At 68.7% G+C, this 20,909-nt stretch carries 22 protein-coding genes; 12 read left to right on the top strand and 10 right to left on the bottom strand.

Annotation, left to right across the window (positions count from 1 at the left end; genetic code table 11):
- Positions 1-24: 24 nt before the first annotated feature.
- The 3 genes from LRQ07_RS17925 to LRQ07_RS17915 all read left to right on the top strand — a co-directional run bounded on the left by LRQ07_RS17925 (position 25) and on the right by LRQ07_RS17915 (position 3,554).
- A complete protein-coding gene (locus tag LRQ07_RS17925) occupies positions 25-1,353 on the top strand; it encodes a transcriptional regulator (protein WP_256535417.1) in 1,329 nt (442 codons plus the stop codon).
- A gap of 184 nt (positions 1,354-1,537) precedes the next feature.
- Positions 1,538-3,088: an aldehyde dehydrogenase family protein gene (locus tag LRQ07_RS17920; RefSeq protein ID WP_256535416.1), complete on the top strand. Its 1,551-nt coding sequence runs from the start codon at positions 1,538-1,540 to the stop codon at positions 3,086-3,088.
- Between the two features lie 64 nt (positions 3,089-3,152).
- Positions 3,153-3,554, top strand: a complete 402-nt coding sequence (locus tag LRQ07_RS17915) for a DUF779 domain-containing protein (RefSeq protein ID WP_256535415.1) — start codon at positions 3,153-3,155, stop codon at positions 3,552-3,554.
- A gap of 11 nt (positions 3,555-3,565) precedes the next feature.
- Here the strand turns inward: LRQ07_RS17915 and LRQ07_RS17910 are convergent, their stop codons facing one another.
- Genes LRQ07_RS17910 through LRQ07_RS17885 form a run of 6 tightly spaced genes read right to left on the bottom strand, consistent with a single transcriptional unit; the run spans position 3,566 to position 9,204 of the window.
- A complete protein-coding gene (locus tag LRQ07_RS17910) occupies positions 3,566-4,321 on the bottom strand; it encodes an ABC transporter ATP-binding protein (RefSeq protein WP_256535414.1) in 756 nt (251 codons plus the stop codon).
- Positions 4,318-5,115: an ABC transporter ATP-binding protein gene (locus LRQ07_RS17905; RefSeq protein ID WP_256535413.1), complete on the bottom strand. Its 798-nt coding sequence runs from the start codon at positions 5,113-5,115 to the stop codon at positions 4,318-4,320. The genes LRQ07_RS17910 and LRQ07_RS17905 overlap by 4 nt, the downstream gene beginning before the upstream one ends.
- Positions 5,112-5,972: an ABC transporter permease gene (locus LRQ07_RS17900; RefSeq protein WP_134352565.1), complete on the bottom strand. Its 861-nt coding sequence runs from the start codon at positions 5,970-5,972 to the stop codon at positions 5,112-5,114. Before LRQ07_RS17900 ends, LRQ07_RS17905 begins: the two co-directional genes overlap by 4 nt.
- Entirely contained in the window at positions 5,969-6,931 is a 963-nt protein-coding gene (locus LRQ07_RS17895; protein WP_047521443.1) for an ABC transporter permease, read from the bottom strand. Before LRQ07_RS17895 ends, LRQ07_RS17900 begins: the two co-directional genes overlap by 4 nt.
- 52 nt (positions 6,932-6,983) lie before the next feature.
- Complete coding sequence (locus tag LRQ07_RS17890; RefSeq protein ID WP_256535412.1) at positions 6,984-8,480, bottom strand: ABC transporter substrate-binding protein; 1,497 nt, start codon at positions 8,478-8,480, stop codon at positions 6,984-6,986.
- Positions 8,481-8,508: 28 nt separating this feature from the next.
- Positions 8,509-9,204: a DUF1684 domain-containing protein gene (locus tag LRQ07_RS17885; protein WP_256535411.1), complete on the bottom strand. Its 696-nt coding sequence runs from the start codon at positions 9,202-9,204 to the stop codon at positions 8,509-8,511.
- 121 nt (positions 9,205-9,325) lie between these two features.
- On the opposite strand from LRQ07_RS17885, the gene LRQ07_RS17880 reads away from it, so the two are divergent.
- Both LRQ07_RS17880 and LRQ07_RS17875 read left to right on the top strand, forming a co-directional pair.
- A complete protein-coding gene (locus LRQ07_RS17880; RefSeq protein ID WP_256535410.1) occupies positions 9,326-9,610 on the top strand; it encodes a DUF1778 domain-containing protein in 285 nt (94 codons plus the stop codon).
- Complete coding sequence (locus LRQ07_RS17875) at positions 9,603-10,106, top strand: GNAT family N-acetyltransferase (RefSeq protein ID WP_256535409.1); 504 nt, start codon at positions 9,603-9,605, stop codon at positions 10,104-10,106. Before LRQ07_RS17880 ends, LRQ07_RS17875 begins: the two co-directional genes overlap by 8 nt.
- Positions 10,107-10,187: 81 nt before the next feature.
- Here LRQ07_RS17875 and LRQ07_RS17870 read toward each other — a convergent pair whose 3' ends face one another.
- On the bottom strand, positions 10,188-10,829 hold the full coding sequence (locus LRQ07_RS17870) for a TetR/AcrR family transcriptional regulator (RefSeq protein ID WP_256535408.1): 642 nt from the start codon (positions 10,827-10,829) through the stop codon (positions 10,188-10,190).
- A gap of 64 nt (positions 10,830-10,893) precedes the next feature.
- Here LRQ07_RS17870 and LRQ07_RS17865 point away from each other — a divergent pair, with 64 nt between their 5' ends.
- Positions 10,894-12,219, top strand: coding sequence for a glycosyltransferase (locus LRQ07_RS17865; RefSeq protein WP_256535407.1), 1,326 nt, complete (start codon positions 10,894-10,896; stop codon positions 12,217-12,219).
- A 210-nt stretch (positions 12,220-12,429) separates the two neighbouring features.
- Here LRQ07_RS17865 and LRQ07_RS17860 read toward each other — a convergent pair whose 3' ends face one another.
- Together LRQ07_RS17860 and LRQ07_RS17855 are read right to left on the bottom strand one after the other, a co-directional pair.
- Positions 12,430-13,533 carry a DUF3137 domain-containing protein gene (locus LRQ07_RS17860; RefSeq protein WP_256535406.1) on the bottom strand — a complete coding sequence of 368 codons (1,104 nt, stop codon included), beginning with the start codon at positions 13,531-13,533 and terminating at the stop codon, positions 12,430-12,432.
- A complete protein-coding gene (locus tag LRQ07_RS17855) occupies positions 13,530-14,498 on the bottom strand; it encodes a hypothetical protein (protein ID WP_256535405.1) in 969 nt (322 codons plus the stop codon). Before LRQ07_RS17855 ends, LRQ07_RS17860 begins: the two co-directional genes overlap by 4 nt.
- A gap of 77 nt (positions 14,499-14,575) precedes the next feature.
- On the opposite strand from LRQ07_RS17855, the gene LRQ07_RS17850 reads away from it, so the two are divergent.
- On the top strand, positions 14,576-14,932 hold the full coding sequence (locus LRQ07_RS17850; protein WP_226533924.1) for a hypothetical protein: 357 nt from the start codon (positions 14,576-14,578) through the stop codon (positions 14,930-14,932).
- Positions 14,933-14,945: 13 nt separating this feature from the next.
- Here LRQ07_RS17850 and LRQ07_RS17845 read toward each other — a convergent pair whose 3' ends face one another.
- Entirely contained in the window at positions 14,946-15,479 is a 534-nt protein-coding gene (locus tag LRQ07_RS17845; protein ID WP_047523975.1) for an Lrp/AsnC family transcriptional regulator, read from the bottom strand.
- Positions 15,480-15,683: 204 nt separating this feature from the next.
- Between LRQ07_RS17845 and LRQ07_RS17840 the strand changes: the two genes are divergently transcribed.
- The 5 genes from LRQ07_RS17840 to LRQ07_RS17820 are packed head-to-tail and all read left to right on the top strand — an operon-like array spanning position 15,684 to position 20,898.
- Entirely contained in the window at positions 15,684-17,270 is a 1,587-nt protein-coding gene (locus LRQ07_RS17840) for an ABC transporter substrate-binding protein (RefSeq protein ID WP_134352555.1), read from the top strand.
- Positions 17,271-17,281: 11 nt separating this feature from the next.
- The gene (locus LRQ07_RS17835; RefSeq protein ID WP_047523973.1) at positions 17,282-18,343 is read left to right on the top strand and encodes an ABC transporter permease; all 1,062 of its coding nucleotides are present in this window, start codon (positions 17,282-17,284) and stop codon (positions 18,341-18,343) included.
- Positions 18,340-19,251 (top strand): ABC transporter permease, encoded by a 912-nt coding sequence (locus tag LRQ07_RS17830; RefSeq protein ID WP_256535404.1) that lies wholly within the window; start codon positions 18,340-18,342, stop codon positions 19,249-19,251. Before LRQ07_RS17835 ends, LRQ07_RS17830 begins: the two co-directional genes overlap by 4 nt.
- The gene (locus tag LRQ07_RS17825; RefSeq protein ID WP_256535403.1) at positions 19,248-20,066 is read left to right on the top strand and encodes an ABC transporter ATP-binding protein; all 819 of its coding nucleotides are present in this window, start codon (positions 19,248-19,250) and stop codon (positions 20,064-20,066) included. The genes LRQ07_RS17830 and LRQ07_RS17825 overlap by 4 nt, the downstream gene beginning before the upstream one ends.
- Positions 20,059-20,898 carry an ABC transporter ATP-binding protein gene (locus tag LRQ07_RS17820; RefSeq protein WP_256535402.1) on the top strand — a complete coding sequence of 280 codons (840 nt, stop codon included), beginning with the start codon at positions 20,059-20,061 and terminating at the stop codon, positions 20,896-20,898. The genes LRQ07_RS17825 and LRQ07_RS17820 overlap by 8 nt, the downstream gene beginning before the upstream one ends.
- Positions 20,899-20,909 lie beyond the last annotated feature (11 nt).

Here is a 20,909-nt window from a genome sequence, read left to right as displayed (position 1 = left end):
CCTCTTCGATGATCGGAGATCGCTGTGTCTGCGCCGTGGCAGGTATCCCGCGAGTCCCTTCCGGCGACATCGCGCCTTCTCGTCGAGCGCGCGCACGAGGAACTGCTCGCCGGCAATCTCGACGACCGGCGGCTGCAGGGGGTGCGTCCGCTCGTCCGCGAGTCGTGGGAACGCTCGTGGCGCCGCCGCGTCGGACCCGAAGACACACCGCCGCTGGAGCTGATCAGCGACGAACTGGAAGAATATCGGCTCGCTCACCCGCTCGCCTCCGCGATGGACATGATCCGCGCCCTGCTGTTGCCGGGCTCGAGCGAGGACACCGGAGTGATCATCGCCGTCGGTGACCAGGCGGGTCGGTTGCTGTGGATCGAAGGCGACGAACAGCTGCGCTCGCTCACGGACGACATGGGCTTCGTCGCCGGTGCGAACTGGTCGGAGGATGCGGTCGGGACGAGTGCGCCCGGCACGGCTCTCGCCTTGGAGCAGTCGGTGCAGATCGGCGGTGCCGAGCACTACAACCGGCTCGTGCATCCGTGGTCGTGCACGGCCGCACCTGTGCGCGACCCGGAGACGAAGCGTGTGCTCGGAGTGATCGACATCACCGGCGGACCCGAGGTCGTGTCCGCGCAGGCACGGTTGCTGGTCGATGCGACGGCACGGGCCGTGGAGTCCGAGCTGATGGTCGCACGCCTCCGGGCGAGGGGTGAGACGCCGCGTTTGCGGTCGACCCCGTCGAAGGCGCGTATCCCGGCGACCGCCCGGGCGACGCTGCACGTTCTCGGACGCGACCGTGCGCGCTTGGAGACCGAGTCGGCGCACGGCGAGGCCATGATCGACCTGAGCGCGCGACATGCCGCCATCCTCCTGATGCTCGCGGTCCACCGTCAGGGGCTCTCGGCAGAGCGCCTGTGCGAGCTGGTCTACGGCGAAGGGGTCTCGCCCGACACGCTCCGCCCGGAGATGGTGCGTCTGCGCAAGGTGCTCGAGCGCACGGCCCCCGACCTCGTGCCGGAGTCCCGTCCCTATCGGCTGCCCGTCGCCATCGACACCGACGCGCATGACGTGCTCTCGCTGCTCGACCGCGGTGCTCACCGTGTCGCACTGACGGCGTACCGCGGGCCCGTGCTGCCCGAGTCGACCTCGCCCGGGGTGGAGGAGTTCCGCGAGACGGTGCGCGGGGCGTTGCGTGAGGTGATGCTTTCGGAGGCCAGCCTCGACGTTCTGCTCTCCTACGCCGAGATCCCCGAGGGGCAGAGCGACGCCGAGGTGCTGCGCCTGGCCCTGGAGATGCTCCCCGCACGGTCGCCGAAGCGCGCGGCACTGGTCACCCGGATCGAGCGCCTCGGCACCTGATCCCCCCCGGTCGCGGGATCGAAAACGCCCCTCCCGGGCACCTCTCCGGTGCGTTTCTGATCCCGCACGGGGGTCGATCCCGCGACTGCAACCCGCTGCAACGTTGCGCATCGGGGTGCAACCTCCCGAGACCTACCTTCGGAACACAGCCGCGCACGAAGCGCGGCCCGTCGAAGGAGACTCCATGAGCATCGTCGAAGAAGACGTGTCCCTCGCCTACGCGGCCCCGGGCCGGCCGGGCGCCCTCGCGAACTATCGTCCCCGATACGGCCACTACATCGGCGGAGAGTTCGTCGAACCCGTCAAGGGCCAGTACTTCGAGAACATCAGCCCCGTCAACGGCAAGCCCTTCACGGAGGTCGGCCGCGGCACGAGCGAAGACATCGACCGCGCCGTGGACGTGGCCTGGAAGGCGTTCACCGGATGGGGGAAGACGAGTCCGGCCGAGCGGTCGGTCATCCTGAATCGCATCGCGGATCGGATCGAGCAGCACCTCGAGGAGATCGCGGTCGCGGAGACGTGGGAGAACGGTAAGCCCGTGCGCGAGACCCTCGCCGCCGACATCCCTCTCGCCGTCGACCACTTCCGCTACTTCGCCGGTGTGCTGCGGGCACAGGAGGGCGGGATCAGCCAGCTCGACGAGAACACCGTCGCGTACCACTTCCATGAGCCGCTCGGCGTGGTCGGGCAGATCATCCCCTGGAACTTCCCGATCCTGATGGCCGTGTGGAAGCTCGCGCCCGCGCTCGCCGCAGGCAACTGCGTCGTGATCAAGCCGGCCGAGCAGACGCCGGCATCCCTGCTGTTCCTGTTTGACATCATCGGTGACCTGCTCCCGGCGGGTGTCGTGAACATCGTCAACGGGTTCGGCATCGAGGCGGGCGCTCCGCTCGCGCAGCACAAGCGCATCCGCAAGGTCGCCTTCACGGGAGAGACCACGACCGGTCGTCTGATCATGCAGTACGCCTCGCAGAACCTGATCCCGGTCACGCTGGAGCTCGGAGGCAAGAGCCCGAACGTGTTCTTCGACGACGTCGCCCGCTCGACCAGCGACCCGTTCTACGACAAGGCACTCGAGGGCTTCACGATGTTCGCGCTGAACCAGGGCGAGGTCTGCACCTGCCCCTCGCGTGCACTCATCCAGCGGTCGATCTACGACGGATTCCTCGCCGACGGACTCCAGCGCGTCGGCAAGGTCGTGCAGGGCAACCCGCTCGACCCCGCCACGATGATCGGTGCGCAGGCATCGAACGACCAGCTGGAGAAGATCCTCAGCTACATCGACATCGGCAAGCAGGGCGGTGCGCGACTGCTGGCCGGAGGGGAGCGGGTCGACCTCGGCGGTGATCTCAGCGAGGGGTTCTACGTCGCCCCGACCGTGTTCGAGGGCACGAACGACATGCGCATCTTCCAGGAGGAGATCTTCGGTCCGGTGCTCTCGGTCACGTCGTTCGATGACTTCGACGACGCGATCTCCATCGCGAACGACACGCTCTACGGACTGGGTGCGGGTGTGTGGAGCCGCAGTGGCGACACGGCCTATCGCGCGGGCCGGGCGATCGAGGCTGGACGCGTGTGGACGAACACCTACCACCAGTACCCGGCCCACGCCGCGTTCGGCGGATACAAGCAGTCGGGTGTGGGGCGCGAGAACCACAAGATGATGCTCGACCACTACCAGCAGACGAAGAACCTCCTCGTCTCGTACGCGGAAGGGCCGATGGGCTTCTTCTGAGCTCGACCCCGGGCGGGCGCTGCTCCCTCAGCGCCCGCCCGGACCATCTCTGGAAGGGGGAACCGTGGCCATCAGCGGCACACAGCAGCGGGTCGATGTGACGGAGGCCGCGGCCTCTCTCGTGCGCGAGCTCACCGTGCAGCACGGTCCGCTCATGTTCCATCAGTCGGGCGGATGCTGCGACGGCTCCGCGCCCATGTGCTTCCCCGTCGGCATGTTCCTCATCGGCGAGGGCGACGTGCTGCTCGGCGCACTCGACGTCGGACTCGCAGACCCCGTCGAGGTCTACATGTCGCAGGCGCAGTTCGAGTACTGGAAGTACACGCACCTGACGATCGACGTCGTCCCCGGTCGCGGCGCCGGGTTCAGCGTCGAGGGGCCGACGGGTATGCGATTCCTCATCCGGTCGCGGATGTTGAACGAGGCGGAGCTTGCGTACTTCGGGCTGGCGACGCCGGCAGGCTGAGTCGCCCCGCCTCAGCGCGGCAGCCGCGGAACAGCGTCGACGAGCGCTCGCGTGTACGGGTCCTGCGGGTCGTGCAGCACGGCCGAAGTGGCACCCTGCTCGACGACGCGGCCGTTCTGCAGCACGAGCGTGCGGTCGCAGGCCGAGGCGATCGCGGTGAGGTCGTGCGACACCATCACGAGCGACAGGCCGTTCTCGCGGCGCAAGCGATCGAGCAGCTCGAGCACCTGCACGCGCGTCGTCACGTCGAGCGCGCTGACGGGCTCATCGGCGAGAAGCACGCGCGGGCGGGAGACCACGGCGCGGGCGATCGCGATGCGCTGACGCTGCCCACCGGAGAACTCGTGCGGATAGCGGCGGGCGGTGTCAGCGGGAAGCCCGACGGAGTCCAGGGCCTCGGCGATGCGGCGTTGCGCGTCGGCGCCGGATGCCAGGCCGAGCGAGCGGAGTGGTTCGCCGACGATCCGGTCGATGCGCTGGCGAGGATCGAGCGACGAGTACGGGTCTTGGAACACCGGCTGAACGCTCGCGCGGAACCGTCGCATCTGTGCGCGGTCGCGCAGGGCGAGCGGGGCGCCCTCGAACAGCACCCGTCCGTCGTGCGGAGCATCGAGCCCGAGCATCAGCCGCAGGATCGTGGACTTGCCCGCCCCCGATTCTCCGACGAGGCCCAACGAGTCGCCCTCGTCGATGCGCAGTGACACGTCGTGGAGAACGCGGCGCGATCCATAGGCGAAGCCGGCTCCGCGCACTTCGAGCAGCGTCATCGTCCGACCTCCCCGGCATCGAGGAAAGCATCGAGCGCGCGGGCGCTGTCGACCAGCATCCGCGTGTACGGCTCGGCCGGCTCCTGCAGCACCTGCGCCACCGCGCCCGCTTCCACGACGAGTCCGTCGCGCAGCACCACGATCCGGTCCACCATGCGCGAGACCACGGCCAGGTCATGGCTGATGAACAGCAGCGCCATGCCCCGCTCGTCGACCAGGCGTTCGAGCAGCGTGAGCACGCCGTCCTGCACGGTCACGTCGAGTGCGGTGGTCGGCTCGTCGGCGATCAGCAGTTGCGGGCGGGCCGCGAGGGCGATGGCGATGGCGACACGCTGACGCTGACCACCCGAGAGTTCATGCGGGTAGGCGCGCGCGATGCGGGCGTCGGGCAGGGAGACCTCGTCGAGGGCCGTGGCGACGGCGCTCTTCAGCTCCGCCCCGCGCAGACCGAGGTGGCGCCGCAGCGGTTCGGCGATCTGCCGGCCCACCCGCATCAGGGGGTCGAGCGCGGTGAGCGGTTCCTGGAACACGATCTGCGCGACGGGTCCGCGCAGCGGGCGGAGGTCGGCGTCCCGAGCGTCGATCACCTGGTGCCCGTCGAGCATCACCGAACCCGACGCGCGGAGGGCATCCGGCAGCAGGCCGGTCACGGCCATCGAGGTCAGCGACTTGCCCGAGCCGGACTCGCCGATCAGCCCCAGGCGCTCCCCCGCCCCGAGGGAGAACGAGACATCGCGCACGAGCGCGCCGGCGCCGGAGCGGACCGTGAGGCCGGAGACATCGAGGAGGCTCATCGGCTCCTCCTTCGGGTCGGGTCGGCGAGGTCGCGCAGACCATCGGCGAGGAAGTTCACACCGAGCACGAGCGCGATGATCGCGATTCCGGGAGCGATGGCACCGACGGGTGCGGTGAGCACGGTGCCCTGCGCCTCCTGCAGCATCCGTCCCCACGAAGCGTTGGGCGGCGGTGCCCCGAGCCCGAGGTACGACAGGCTCGCCTCGGCCAGCACGGCGGCGCCGAACTGCAGCGCCAGGCTCACGGCGAGGGTGGGTGCGATGTTCGGCAGCACGTGTTGGAACACGATCCCGAGCACGCCGGTGCCACTCGTGCGCGCGGCGGTGATGTACTGCTCCTGCAGCACGCGGCGCGCGAGGATACGCGTGAGTCGCGCCACGACCGCCGACATCGCCAGGCCGATCGCGAGCACCGCAGACCACAGCGATGCTCCCTGCACCGCGACGACCAGCATCGCCAGCAGCAGCACGGGGAACGCGATCACCACGTCGAGACCAGCCGAGAGGGTGTCGTCGACCCAGGGGCGGGCGAACGCGGCGAGCAGGCCGATGATCGTTCCGAGGACCGCGGCGATCGCGACGGCGCCCGTGCCGACGATGAGCGCGATCCGTGCGCCCCACATCAACTGCGAGAACAGGTCGCGGCCGAGTCGATCGGTGCCGAGGAGGTGCTGTGCGCTCGGGCCTTCGAGTCGGCCTCCACTGGTGTCGGCGAGCGGATAGGGCAGCCAGAACAGGGAGACCAGCGCGATCAGCACGATGACGCCGGTGAGGACGATCCCGATCACCAGGGTCGCCTTCGGCCGTCGGCGCACGGGTACGGAGGCGGTGATCAGCTGTTCGGCGACGCGGCTCATCGGTTCCCCGAAACGCTCGTGCGCAGGCGCGGATCGATCAGACGCTGCACGATGTCGGCGGCGAACCCGACCAGCAGCACGAAGAGCGTGCTGACGACGAGGACGCCCTGGATCACCTGGAAATCGTGCTGCTCGATGGCCGAGAGCAGCAGGCTGCCGAGCCCGGGAAGTGTGAACACGCTCTCGACGACCACCGCGCCGAGGAGCGTGGTCGACAGTTCGATGCCGAGCACCGCGACCACGGGCACCGCCCCGTTGCGCACCCCGTGCCGCAGCAGCGCTTCTCCCATGCCGGAACCGCCGGCGCGCGCGGTGCGCAGGTAGTCGCTTCCGAGCACGTCGAGTGTCGCCGAGCGGACGTAGCGGCTGAGAGAGGCGCTCATGACGATCACGATGGTGAGAATGGGCAGCGCGAGCGAACGGAGCGCATCCGCCGGATCCTCCCAGTCCTTCCGGGGGAATCCGCCGGAAGGCAGTACGCCGAGACCGAGCGCGAACACCCAGACGAGCACGACGCCAACCCAGAACACGGGGACGGCGACGCCGAGCTGCGCGAACCCCGACAGCGCGATCCCGTACCAGCGGTCGGACTTGACGGCCGCGGTGATACCGATCACGAGTGAGACGAGGAGCGCGAGGGTGAAAGCGATGAGCGTGAGCGGGAGCGTCACGGCGAGCCGATCGGCGATGTCAGGTCCGACCGGACGGGAGCTCAGGAACGATTCACCGAGATCGAAGCGGAGCAGCTGACCCGCCCAGGTGGTGAACTGCTGCAGCAGGGGCTGGTCCGAGCCGACCTGAGCGCGCGCGGCGGCGATCTGCTCGGGGGTGGCGTTCACCGAGAGCAGCGCGTTGGCCGGGTCGCCGGGGAGCAGGCGCAGCAGCACGAAGATCGCGACCATCGCGACGACGAGCGACACCGCGAGGAACGCGAGGCGGCGCAGGAGGTAGGCGAGCATGGCTTCTCAGGATGACGTGGGGGATGCCGACGCGCGGCATCCCCCACGCACGTCAGGACTTGACGATGTCGTAGGCGAAGAACTGCGAGTTCAGGCCGTTGACCGGGTACCCGCTGAGGTCGCTCGAGGCGACCACGATCTGCGGGTACAGGTACAACCATACGCTCGCGGCATCGGCGGCGATCTTCTCGTTGACCTTCTTGAGAAGAGCGGTCTGCTCGTCGGTCGTCGCGGCCTGCTCGGCGGCGGCGACCCACTGCTGCACGTCGGCGTCGTCGTAGCCCCAGTAGAAGTCGGGGTTGCCGTACCAGACCACGTCGCGGTCGTTCACGTGCTCCTGCAGCGTGGCCTCGAAGTCCTGCTCCTTGAAGACCTTCGTGTACCACTCGTCGGCGCTGATCGTGTTGATCTCGACCGTGATGCCGACCTCGGCGAGCTGCGACTGCAGGAACTCCGCCACCGCGGGGTGAGGGTCGTAGCTCGGGGTGTCGAGCGTGAACGTGAAACCGTCGGCGTAGCCCGCCTCCGCGAGCAGCTTCTTCGAGAGGTCGACGTCGTAGGGGTTGACCTGCGTGAGGTCCTCGTACCAGGGATCGGTGGGCGGCACCATCGAGCCGATCAGCGTGCCGTAGTCACCCCAGATCGATTCGAGCAGCTTCTTCGTGTCGATCGCGGAGTAGACCGCCTTGCGCACGCGCGTGTCGTCGAAAGGTGCGACGCGGTCGTTGAAGGCGAGCAGCTCCTTCGTGGTGGAGGTGCCCTCGCTCACGACATAGTCGTCGGAGTCGAACTGCGTCAGCGAGTCCGGGTTCTGCACGCTGGTGATGACGTCGATCTCACCCGTGAGGAGCGCGTTGTTCTCGGCCGTCGCGTCGGTGAAGTACGTGTAGACGACCTCGCCGTTCTTGGCGGGCTCGCCCCAGTAGTCGTCCCAGCGCTGGAGGGTGAGGGTCGAGCCCTTCTTCCACTCGTCGAGCGTGTAGGGGCCGGTGCCGTCCTCCGTGCTCGTGATGTCGCCGGCCTCGTCGTTCACGATCCAGACGTAGCTGAGGTTGTAAAGGAACGATATCGACCGCTGCGACAGCGTGAACACGACGGTGCTGTCGTCGGGGGTGGCGATGTCGGCGATTGCCGTGAAGCTCGACTTGCGGGCCGACACGGAATCTTCGGCGGTGACGGCCTCGATGCTCGACTTCACGTCGGCGGAGGTGAGCGGGTCGCCCGAGTGGAAGGTCACGTCGTCGCGGAGCGTGATCGTGTAGGTCAGGCCGTCGTCGGACACCTGGGCGTCTTCGGCGAGAAGAGGTTCGACCTCACCGTCATCCGTGAGCCGGTACAGGCCCTCGTAGACGTTGCCGGTCAGCGCTTCGGTCACGCCTTGCCCGCCGCCCTGGGTGTTGCTCAGGTTGGTCGGCTCGTACAGCGACCCGATGAAGATCGTGGCGTCTTCGCTCGCGGTGGCGTCGTCGCTCGTGCCCGACGCGCAGCCGGCCACGAGCGCGAGCGTGGCGACGGCGCCGAGCGCGCCGAGGATGCGGGTTCTTCTCATGAGTGCTCCAGGGTGAGAGTGTGCGGCGTCACGCCGCGTAGATGTCGAAGCCGTCGCGGAAAACGACGTTCTTCTCGCCTGCTCGGATGGGCAGGGGGAAGCGGTTGGATGCCGGCGGCAGCGGGCAGTTGTACTGGGCGCTGAAACCGCACGGCGGCACGAACGCGCGGTTGAAGTCGAGGACCACCGAGCCCTCGTCATCCCGCAGCCGCACGAACAGGAAGCGTCCGGATCCGTAGGTCTCCGCGCCGTTCGTCTCGTCGCCGAAGACGAGCAGCAGCGTGCCGCCGTCGTCGAACGCGGCCAGAGTGTACTCCTGGCCCGCGAGCTCGAGGCGGATGTCGCCCGGCACGACCAGGTCGCGGGTTCCACCGTTGTCGCGGATGTGCTCGAACGACACGCGGCGGTCCCCGGCGACCGGAGTGAAGTGCCCTTCGAGCACCCAGGCCGGGTCGTACTCGTAGGTGTCGATGCGGTCGAAGGCGCGGATGGCGGGGGCATCCGCGTCCCAGACGCGCAGCCCATGCTCGGCCTCACCGGTCTCGATGTTCGTGCGCTCGATCGGTGTCACCGTGACCGTGTCGGCCGCGGCGCGCTGTTCGGCCTCGAGGTCGGGGCGCTCGCCGGTCCAACGGGTCTCGATCAGGGCGAGGTTCCCGGTCGCCGAGGTGACGGCGGCGCGGCGCTCGGCCTGCCAGTGGGTGTGTTCTTCGCGTTCAGGCATCACTTTCAATTCTCTTGCATGGAGAAGGCGGCGGGGTCGGCCTCGTCACCCGGGGTAACGCTGGGGGACGCACTCTCCATTCCGAGGACCCCTGTACGGGTATCTGCCGTACGCTGTCCTCATGAATACTTCCACCACGCCGCTGAAGAGCGCCCGCCTGGAATTCCGTGTCACGGCCGACCAGAAGGAGACGATCGAAGAGGCAGCCGCTATCGAGGGCCGCAGCGTGACGGACTTCTCGGCATCGGTGCTGGTGGAGCGGGCGCAGGAGGTCATCGAACGCGAACGTCGATTGCGCGTCGATGCTGTCCGGTTCGATGCCTTCATCGAGGTCATGGAACGCCCGCCTCGTACTGTCGAGGGTCTGCGAGAGCTGCTGAGACGGGAATCCGTCTTCGTTGACTGAGTTCCGCACCCCGCGGCCTCTCGCGGCCGGCGACAAGCTGTCCGATTTCCGCTGCGGGGAGGAGAGTCTCGACAGCTGGTTGCGAGGACGGCCCCGCTCGAACGAGAAGAGCGGTGCTTCCCGCACGATGGTCTCGGTGACGCGGGAGGGGAGGGTCGCGGGGTACTACTGCCTCTCGTCGAGTGCGCTGGACCGTGGCGACGGACCTCCGCCCCTCGCGGCCGGAATGCCCGTCTCCGTTCCCATCGTGCTGCTCGGGCGTCTCGCCGTCGACCGCGAGTACGCAGGACGCGGCCTCGGCGTCTCCCTCCTGCAGCACGCGACCATGCGCGCGCTCGAAGCCGCAGACGCCATCGGAGTGCGTGCCATCCTGGTGCACGCGATCAACGATGAGGTCGTGCCGTTCTACGAGCGCTTCGGTTTCGAACGGTTCCCCGGAGCGCAGCGCTCGCTGTTCCTCCTCGCCCAGGATGCCAGGGCGACGCTGTCGGCGTGACCGACCTCAGCCGCTCACGCCGTCGAGCATCGCTTTCGACGCGTGCGTCTGGGCGCGCTAGAGCTCCGTCGTCGGGTCGGATCAGCGCCTGGCGGCGATCTCGGCGTGCACCGCGCGGCGGAGCCACTCGGCGTAGCGCCGTCTCGTCCACCCCGACTGCGTGACCAGCTGCTGGTAGCTCTCGGGGGAGAGCAGGAACGACAGGGCATCGGCGACTGCGGAGTCGTCGATGCCTGGTGAGGCGAGGTCGCGGCGGCGCAGTTCCGAAACCAGCCCCCGGTAGTCCGCGCTGCGGTGCTCGAGGATCCGGCGGAGCGCCTCATCGACGACGGGATCCGACAGCGCAGCCCCCAGCAGCACCGTCCACAAGCCGTGTCCACGCGCGTTCGCGGTCGTGATCTGCGTCAGCACGGTATCGAGGAAGACGTCGTCCGGGAGGTCCAAGAGTCCGTTCGCGACTTCGGTGTCGGCGAGCGTCTCCGCTCCTTCCGAGCCGGAGAAGGTGACCTCGAAAGCGGCGATGAGCAGCTCGGCTTTCGATGCCGTCGTCTTCACGGTCTCGGCCGAGACCCCTGCCTCACGAGCGATCGCGGCGATCGTGGTCGCCTGGTAGCCCTGCGTGGCGAACAGGCGTGCGGATGCGGAGACGATGCGCTCGCGGGTCTCCAGCGCCTGGCGTGCGCGCAACTCGGATCGATAGGCGCGGGGAGCGATCTCAACCATTGACTTTCCTGTTGGTGTTATGAATACTACGACGGTACATTCAATCTTAGCGAAAGGGCTCGACATGTCCAGCTACCTCCTCACCTGCACACCGGCTCACGGTCATGTCCTGTCGCTGCTGCAGGTCGCGCGCCACCTCCTCTCCCGCGGCCACGAGGTGAGCTTCCTCACGAGCAGCCGCTACGCCGAGCGGGTGGCCGATGCAGGCGCACGCTTCCTCGCTCTGCCTGCCGAGGCGGACGTCGACCTCGACGACGCCGACGGGTCGTTCCCGGAGCGTGCGGGGCTCACCGGCCCCGCCGCGCTGCGGTTCGACATGAGCACTCTCTTCGTGCGTCCTGGCGCGGCGCAGCTCGCTGCCGTCCAGGCCGAGCTCGACGCCCACCCGGTCGATGCCGTCCTCACGGAGCCGCTCTTCGTCGGGGGTGCTCTCCTGCAGCTGATGCCCGTCCACGAACGGCCGCCGGTCGTCGTCCTCGGCATCTTCCCGCTCGGAGTGCGCAGCAGGGACACGGCGCCGTTCGGCCTCGGGGCCATGCCCATCCCGGGGCCGTTCGGCCGCCTCCGCAACGCCGCCCTGCGTGTGATCGCCGAGAGAGCGATCTTCGGGGGCGTGCAGAAGGAGGCCGACGAGATGGCGCGCCGCACGGTCGGCCGTGAGCTCGGCGGTTTCGTGCTCGACTGGGCCGGCCGCGCAGACGCCTACGTGCAGTTCACCGTGCCCGAGTTCGAGTACCCGCGCACCGACCTGCCCGCGACCGTGCACTTCGCGGGACCGTTGCCGGCCGTGACGTCGACGGCGGGCGTGCCGGAGTGGTGGCCCGATCTCGATGGATCCCGTCCCGTGGTGCATGTCACCCAGGGCACGATCGCCAACTCGGACTTCGGGCAGCTCGTCCTCCCGACGATCACGGCGCTCGCGGGCTCCGATGTCCTCGTGGTGGTGACCACGGGCGGACGACCGGTCGACGCCCTGGGGGTCACGCTGCCGGACAACGTGCGCGTGGCGGAGTATCTGCCCTACGACCGCTTGCTCCCGCTGGTCGACGTACTGGTCACCAACGGTGGCTACGGCGGTGTCCAGCAGGCGCTCGCCCACGGGATCCCGCTCGTGGTCGCGGGCCAGACCGAAGACAAGGTCGAGGTGTCGGCGCGCGTCGGGTGGTCGGGTGCCGGGGTGAACCTGCGCATGACCAACGCGACGCCGGTTCAGGTCTCCCGTGCCGTGGAGCGTGTCCTGTCGGAGCCCGCGTTCCGTGCGAACGCGGAACGCATCGGCGCCGCCATGCGCGAGGCCGATGCAGGACGCGCGCTCGATCGCGTCCTGGACGAGGTCTCGGCGGGGAGGGGCCGCACTCGCTCCCGCGCCGGTGGAGCGGAGGGCGTGTGAAAGCGCATTCCCACGCATGAATGCAACGCGTTGCAACCTCGTCCGGTATACCATTCCGGTATACGCCCAGCAGCGTCAGTCCCCAGCTGACCGTGGGCGGGGCGGCTCAGCCGCCATGCGGAGGGAGAGTCGATCTTCTTTCGATCCCGAGGGGGGATGGGGTGGGAGTTCGGTCCCCAGCCGGCACCCACCCCCACACTCGGTTCTGCGTCAGATGATCCGGCTCACGATCCAGAACGCGATGAACCCGATCACGATGATGATCGGCACCCAGGTTCCGCCGCGCTTCAGACGACGCCCCTGCGGTGCGACGCCCGGCGGCGGTGTGAGCAGGCCCGCGGGTGGTGCGAAGGGGAGTGCGTGGTTCGGCGGAGCGGCGGATGCCGTGGCCCCCGGATTCTCGGCGATCAGCCGGTCATCACGCCACCGCGCCCACTGATCGAACTTGGTCAGCAGCGCGCCGACCACGCCGAACAGCCAGGCCCAGGTGGCGGGATCGAGGGTCGATACCTTCCGCTGCGTGTAGAGGAACAGCCAGTCGTCGACGATCTCGACGTCGAGCTGGGCGGCATTGTCGATGAACCGCGCCATGATGTCGGGCGTGAACAGGTACAGGGCATCGCGCTCGTACCCGGCGGGACAGTACAGGGTGAAGTGCTGGTCGAAGTCGCCCTCGAGCGACAAGCGTTGCGCCTTCTGGAACGACGCGGGCAGGTTCGACCCGAAACCGTTGTTCCCCTTGGCGTCGAGGACGATGTTCGGCAGTGGCGCGTCGAGCTTCACGGCGACGTAGCCCCAGCGGTAGGTCGTCGAGTTCTTCCCCGACTGCACCGTGTACTGGTAGTTGCCGAACTCGACGAAACGTGGCCGGGTGCCCCGGATCAGATCGGTCGACTGGCGCGCGCGGCCGAGACTGAAGATCATGCCGGGAAGAGGCGGATCGACGATCTTCGGCTCGTACGACATGCCGTTCGCCCGGGCGAAGCGATCGAGTCGGTACCGCGTCGCCTGGGCGTTGCGCACGCTCAGCCAGATCATGACCCCCACTGCCCCGAGCAGGAGCAGGATGAGCACCAGCGGGATGGCGGCGGTAGCGGGAGAGCCGCCGAAGGACGTGAGCGCCAGCACCACGCTCACGAAGATCGGGATCATCACGACCGCGGCGATCACCGCCACCGCGATGCCGATGACGGTGGACGCCGACATGCCCGCGGTCCGGCGTGAACGGAGCTCCGCGGCGAAAGCGCGCACCGATGCTGCGTCGACCGGCTCGGTGAGCGGCCGCGGGTCGAAGCTCAGCTGCGGCGAGGTCACCGGTTCACCGTGTCGGCATCCCACGTGAGCGCGGCACCCTCGGGGATCGGCAGGGCCTCCAGGCGTTCGTCCGCGCAGATCGCGTCGATCAGGGCGGACGAGCCGGCCACGATCGTCGAATCGAAGTCGACCTCGCTCACCAGGACCCACGAGCGGTCTTCCGGCCACAGCATGCTCGGACTCTGGGCCGACGGCAGGAACCCGTGCTCCTCGGCCACGTGATCGCGCCAGGGAACGTGCAGGATCCAGTCCGGGTCGGCGAAGGCGCTCGGGGCGACGGAGAACAGCACGTGGGCGCGGTCGGTCAGCTGAAGGCGTGGCCCCTCGGAGATCTCGCGAGACAGGATGCCCTCCTGCCACGTGGGTTTGCGGAAGACGTTGTTGAACGGGTCCTTCGTACTGCGATCGAGCATCGCCTGATGGTTCGGGTCATCCGAGAAGGTCAGGAACGCCCGAGAAGGCGACATGCCGACGAACCCGAGCAGGCCGCCTCGTCCCTCCCAGAGCGCTGCGACCCCGGCGTCAGGGGTCTGCGTGTGGTCGGCGAGATGTTCGGCGACGGCCGCCAGGAGATCCGGGTCGAGCTCCCCGTCGATCGGGGCCGAGAACTCGCGGCCGTCGGGGGCGATCCTGACGCCCCAGTCGCCATCCGCGGGGGCGCGCACGATCCGTTGCCACTGCGCGAGCGGATGCAGGACCGTGCCGAATGCGGCCGCCGTCTGCGCCCAGGTGACGGGCTCATCCACGAACCGGGCGACGAGGGCCTGATGCTCCGCCTCGGGCATCCGCACCAGTTCCTCGGCCGTCGGCACCGCGCGATCCGGCAGGGTCCGGGCGACGGCGGGATGCAGCACCCGGGCGTAGGCGGCATAGCCGCGGGGGACCACCCCGTGCATCGTCTCGTGACCTGCGTCGAGCCGCTCGCGCAGCCATGCCCCCGCCGAGGGATCGGAAATCCACTCCATGCCACCACGCTACCCGGGGGCGGTGCCTCCGATGCTCGCACGGACGACTCGTGGCGGGATCCCCCATAATCGAGGGTGTGACTGCGACTGCAACCCTCCCCTCCCTCGACGGCCGCCGCTTCCGGATGATCTCGTCCACCACCTCGGCGGTCGATCCGGAATCCCCGAGCATCTTCGAGTACTTCGAGCGCGACGGCGCGATCTGGGGCGGGTACGAGGGTGACACGGTCACCTTCGGCAAGTTCGTGGGCACCCGCACCGGTGACACGATCTGGGTGTCGTTCGTGCACGTGCTCAAGGCCGACGGCACGGTCGTGACCGGAGACGGCGAGAGCGAGCTCGAGCTCACCGACGACGGTGGCATTCGTCTGGTCGAGCACTACGAGATGCACGGACTCCCGCAGCTGAGCGTGTGCGAGGAGATCGCAGCCTGACGTCGAGCCGGCCTCAGCGCGGCGGCAAGGTGTCGCGTCCGGGTGAGGCCGGTGTCCAGCGCGTCATCCCGAGCGGGATCTCGGTGTCGCGCTCGGGCAGGTCTCCCGGCAGCAGATAGGGCCGGCGGATCACCTCGTCGAGCACCACGACGCTGACGACCGTTCGCACCTCGGGAAGCTGCGCGATCACCCCGGTCGAGAATTCGTGCACGCCGCTGACGTCGACCGCGCGGATCAGCAGCATGGCATCGTGCTCGCCGGTCGTGATGGCGCACCACTCCACATCGGGCATCTCGAGCACCCGCTCGCGGAACGACGCCCAGGCCTGGGGCATCACGGTGACGAACACCAGCGCTCCGATCGAGAGCCCCGCCTTCGCCTGATCGACACGCGCCGTGAATCCCGTGATCACGCCGTCGTGCACCAGCGACTCGACCCGGGTGTAGGCGTTCGCGCGCGATATTCCGATCTTCTCCGCGAGCGCCGCGATCGAGACGCGACCGTTATCCCGGAGGACTTCGAGGATTCTGTATGCCGTCTCGTCCAAAGGGGCAGCACTTCGTCCAGAATGCTTCGAGTGTTCCGCATCCTTGCTGGACATATTGTTCCTCACGGTCGAGGTTCTGGACAGAGCGTGTCGAGGTGACCCACTCTTGCTGGACACATCGTCGCATATGATGCGAATCTGATCCACGGTCGTCCACATCGGTGGCGACTCACCCGAATGTACTCCTCGCCTCTGGAGGCCCTCATGTCGTCACGCCGTATCACGCCGGTCATCGCGCTCGGAGCCGTCGCGCTCCTCGCGCTCGCAGGATGCTCGGGAGGGAACTCCGCCAACAACGGCGACAACTCCTCCGGCTCCGACTCCCTCGTCATCGACACCGCGTTCTCGATCGAGACCACCGACCCGGGTCACACCTACGACCCGACCGGCAACATGATCGCGAAGGCACTGTACGAGACCCTCGTGGACTTCGAGGGCTCCGATGTCTCGACCCCCGTTCCCGGGCTCGCCTCGTGGGAGCAGAACGACGAGGCCACCGAGTTCACGTTCACGCTCGAGGGCGACCGCGTCTTCTCCGACGGGACGCCGATCGAGGCCAAGGACGTCGTCTTCTCACTGCAGCGCATCCAGGGCATGGAAGACGCCAAGCCGAACTTCCTCCTCGGCGGCCTGACCATCACCGAGGTCGACGACAAGACGATCCGCTTCACCTCCGAGACCCCGCTGCTGCAGCTGCCCGCGATCCTCGCGAACCCCGCCCTGGGCATCGTCAACTCCGATGTCGTGCTCGAGAACGGCGGCGCCACCGACGGCACCGACTCGGCGCAGAAGTTCCTCGACGGCGCTTCCGCGGGCTCCGGCCCCTTCGTGCTCGACACGCTCGACCTCAGCTCGCAGGTCGTGCTGACCAAGAACGACGAGTACAACGGCGACGAGGCATCGGACTACAAGCGCGTGGTCGTGCGCAACGTGTCGGAGAGCGCCACCCAGCTCGCCAACCTCAAGGGCGGCGACTCGATGGTCGCGATGGACCTGAACGGCGACCAGGTGGCCGGTCTCGGCGACGGCATCACGGTCGACTCGGTCCCCTCCGGCCAGACCATCTTCCTGCTGCTGAACCAGTCCGAAGCGGTCGCCGGCGACCTGGCGAACGTCAAGATCGCCGAGGCCATCCGCTACGCACTCGACTACGACGCGCTGCTGGAGCTGGCCGGCGCCGGATCCGTGCAGGCGACCGGCGTCATCCCGCCCGGATTCGAGGGCGCGCTCGACAGCGGCGTGGAGCAGGACCTCGACAAGACCGCGGCCGCACTCGAAGAAGCCGGCTACACCGGCCAGACGCTGAAGCTGCAGTTCCCGAACGACTACCCGGTCGGCGGCGTGGAGTTCACGCCCCTCGCCGAGCGCATCCAGGCGCAGCTCAAGGACGCCGGCATCACGGTCGACCTCGCCCCCGCGCCGTTCGCGACCGAGCTCGACGCCTACGTCAACGGCACCGAGGGCTTCGGCCTCTGGTTCTGGGGCCCCGACTACGCGGACTCCGCGAACTTCCTGCCGTTCGGTCCGGGGCTGAAGGTCGGCCTGCGTGCCGGCTGGGCCGCAGAGGCCAACCCGGAGATCGCCGGGATCGCCGCCGGTGCCGCTGCCGCGACCGACGCCGACCAGCGCACGGCCGCCTTCACGGAGTTCGCCGAGGCCATGCAGGCCGAGGGGCCGTTCGTCCCGATGATCGTCCCCGGTCGCAACATCTCCTCCGCCGACAGCGTGAAGGGCGCCGTGTACAACTCCGTGTGGGAGATGGACATCGCCGAGATCACGCCGGCCGGCTGAGCGGACATCTCATGACGACAGTGGCGGTGCAGAGGCAGGCGCAGCGGCGTCGATCGCCTCTGGTCGGATACCTGCTGCGGCGGGCCGGCACCTCCCTGCTCCTGTTGGTGGGCGTGACGATCGTCACGTTCGCGCTCACCAACCTGGTGCCGGGGGACCCGGTCTCGGCTGCGCTCGGTGAGGGCGCGTCGCAGAACCCCGCGACGCGCGAAGCGTTCATCAAGGAGCAGGGTCTCGACCAGCCACTGTTCGTGCAGTACTTCATCTACATGGGGAATCTGCTCCGCGGAGACCTCGGCACGTCGCTGGTGACGGGACGCCCGGTCACCAGCGACCTCGCCACCGCGGTGCCGGCGACCATCGAGATCGCGATCGGTGCGATCATCGTCAGTCTCGCTGTGAGCATCGTGCTCGGCACCCTCGCCGCCTACCGTCGTGGACTGGTCACCGACCAGGTCATCCGCGTGGTCACGCTGGTGGGCCTGAGTGTGCCGACGTTCTGGCTGGCGCTCGTCAGCTTCTACGTCTTCTTCCTGGAGCTGCGGATCGCTCCGGGCTCCGGGCGCATCTCGCCGTCGATCACCCCGCCGCCGCGCGTGACCGGGCTCTACACGGTCGACTATCTCCTGAACGGAGACGCGGTCGGGTTCTTCGACGCCCTCGCGCACCTCGCCCTCCCCGTCATGGTGCTCTCGCTCGTGACGATCGGCCTGCTGACCCGCTTCATCCGCACCTCGGTGCTCGAGGTCCTGGGCAGCGACTACGTGCGCGCCGCCCGGGCCAAGGGGCTCCCGGCCATGCGGGTGATCCTCGGCTACGTCCTGCGGGGCGCCTCGCTGCCGATCCTCACGGTCGTGGGTGTCGCGTTCGGAGCCCTGCTCTCGGGCACGGTGCTCGTCGAGTCCGTGTTCGCCTGGCCCGGACTGGGTACCTACGCGTACAACTCGGCGGCGAACCTCGATCTGCCCGGCATCATGGGGGTCGGTCTCGTGGTCGGCATCATCTACCTCCTCATCAACTTCATCGTCGACATCCTCTACGGCGTGCTCGACCCGAGAGTGAGGATCGCATGAGCCGCATCGCCGCCGCCACCCCGGCCGGTCGCTTCCGCTTCCGCTGGCCCCGAGCCTGGCGCACCCCGCTCGGCATCATCGGCACCGTGATCGCGGGCGCCTGGGTCATCGTGGCCTTCACCGCCCAGTGGTGGGTGCCCTATCCGCCGAACGCGCAGGTGCTGCCCCGTCTGCAGGCGCCGGGGATCGACACGCTCCTCGGCACCGACGGCAACGGCCGCGACATCTTCTCCCGGCTGATGACGGGCGCGACGGTGAGCCTTCCGCTCGCGCTCATGCTCGTGATCGCCGCCATGATCATCGGCACGGTCATCGGCGCCGTCGCCGGGTACTTCGGCGGCTGGGTCGACGAGACCCTGATGCGCATCACCGATCTGTTCATGGCGTTCCCGACCGTGATCCTGGCCATGGTGGTCGCGGCTTCGCTCGGACCTTCCCTCTTCAACGCGGTGATCGCCGCGATCGTCGTGTCCTGGCCGCAGTACTCGCGTGTCACACGGAGCATCGTGCTGGGGCTGCGCGGGCAGAACTACGTGATCGCGGGCCGGCTCCTCGGACACTCGCCGGTGCGCACGCTGTTCATCGACATCCTGCCGAACATCGCCGGCCCGATCCTGGTCCTCGCCACGCTCGACATCGGCGCGGCCATCCTCCTCCTCTCCGGACTCTCCTTCCTCGGTCTCGGTGCACAGCCGCCGACGGCGGAGTGGGGGTCGATGATCTCCGCAGCGATGCAGAACTTCGACGCCTGGTGGCTCGGGGTGTTCCCGGGCCTCGCGATCCTCACGGTCGTGCTGGCGTTCAACTTCCTCGGTGACGCGATGCGCGACGTGCTCGACCCGACCGCGGAGATCACGCACGAGAAGGCCGACGAGCACGCGGCATCGGCGACGGGGGCGACGGCATGAGCGCCCAGGGAGCCACGGTCCTGCGCATCCGCGACCTCACGATCGACATCGGCCGTCCGCTGGTGAAGGGCGTCTCGCTCGAACTCGAGGCGGGTCGTGTGCAGGGGCTCGCGGGGGAATCCGGATCCGGAAAGACCCTCACCTCGCTCGCCGTGCTGGGGCTGCTGCCGCGGCAGGCGCGCACCGGTGGATCGATCCTGCTCGGGGACGAAGAACTCGTCGGCCTGCGTCGACGTGCGCTCAACCGTGTGCGGGGCAAGCGGATCGCCATGGTGTTCCAGGATCCGTCCGCCTCGCTGCACCCGCAGCTTCCGGTCGGCCGTCAGCTCACCGATCACATGCGCGTGCACCTCGGGCTCACGGGCGCTGCCGCACGGGCGCGGGCGGTGGAGCTGCTCGAGACCGTGCAGGTGCCGAACCCCGACGAGGCGCTGAAACGCTATCCGCATCAGTTCTCCGGCGGACAGCGCCAGCGCATCGCGATCGCGTGCGCCCTCGCGTGCGACCCCGAGGTGCTGCTGGCCGACGAGCCCACGACGGCCCTCGACGTCACGGTGCAGGCCGGCATCCTGAAGCTGCTGCGCGACCTCGCGGTCGAGCGGAACCTCGCGGTGCTGCTCGTGACGCATGACCTGGGCGTGATGAGCGCGATCGCCGACAGGGTCGCCGTCATGAAGGACGGGCGGATAGTCGAGCTCGCCGACCGGGAGACGCTCTTCCTCGATCCTCGACACGACTACACGCGCATGCTGCTCGCGGCCCTGCCGGGCTCGCGGGTCGACGAGGCACCGGAACAGGAGTCCGCAGATGAGTGAGGTCGCCGTCCTCGACGCGCAGGACGTGGTCGTGCGCTACCCGGGAAATCCGCCCGTCGTCGCCGTGAACGGCGTGTCGATCAGCGTGGCCGCGGGGGAGACCGTGGCTCTGGTCGGCGAGTCCGGAAGCGGGAAGTCGAGCCTCGCCCGCGCCGTCGTCGGCATCGAGAAGATCGCGGGCGGTGCCGTCCGTTTCCGCGATGTGCCCGTCGCACCGCTCGGCATCCGTCGTCGACCCACCGCGATGACCGGTATCCAGATGGTGTTCCAGGACCCGTCCACGTCGCTGAACCCCCGACGGCGTGTGGGCGACCAGATCGCGGACGGCATCGCGACGGCACGGGCCCGCGGCGAGGCCGGATCGACCGTCGACGAATGGCTCGACCGCGTCGGGCTGCCGACCGAGGTCAGCACGCGCTTCCCCCACCAGTTCTCGGGCGGGCAGAAGCAGCGCCTCGCGATCGCGCGGGCGTTGGCTGCGCGGCCGTCGCTCCTCGTGGCCGACGAGCCGATCTCCGCCCTCGACGCCTCGACGCAGACGAGTGTCGCCCGGCTCATGCGCGACCTGGTCGCGGAGTCGGGAGCGGGGATGCTGTTCATCTCGCACGATCTCGCGGTGGTGCGACGCATCGCCGACCGGACCCACGTGATGTTCGGTGGTCGCGTGCTGGAGGCTGGGCCGACGGCGCCGCTGTGGGCCGCACCGCAGCATCCCTACACGCAGGCGCTGCTGGCGGCGATCCCGGAACCGGACGGGGCCGGCCGCATCCCCGCAGCGCCCTCGGTCGACGACCGCACCGTGTGGGCGGAAGTACCGCCGGTCATGTACTGATCCCTGCCGGT

Origin of the sequence: Microbacterium sp. J1-1 (assembly GCF_024498615.1) — a bacterium.
In the GTDB taxonomy this organism is placed as follows: Bacteria; Actinomycetota; Actinomycetes; order Actinomycetales; family Microbacteriaceae; genus Microbacterium; species Microbacterium aurugineum.
The sequence above is the reverse complement of the archived record's forward strand: the minus strand, read 5'-3'. Positions and strand labels throughout refer to the sequence as shown.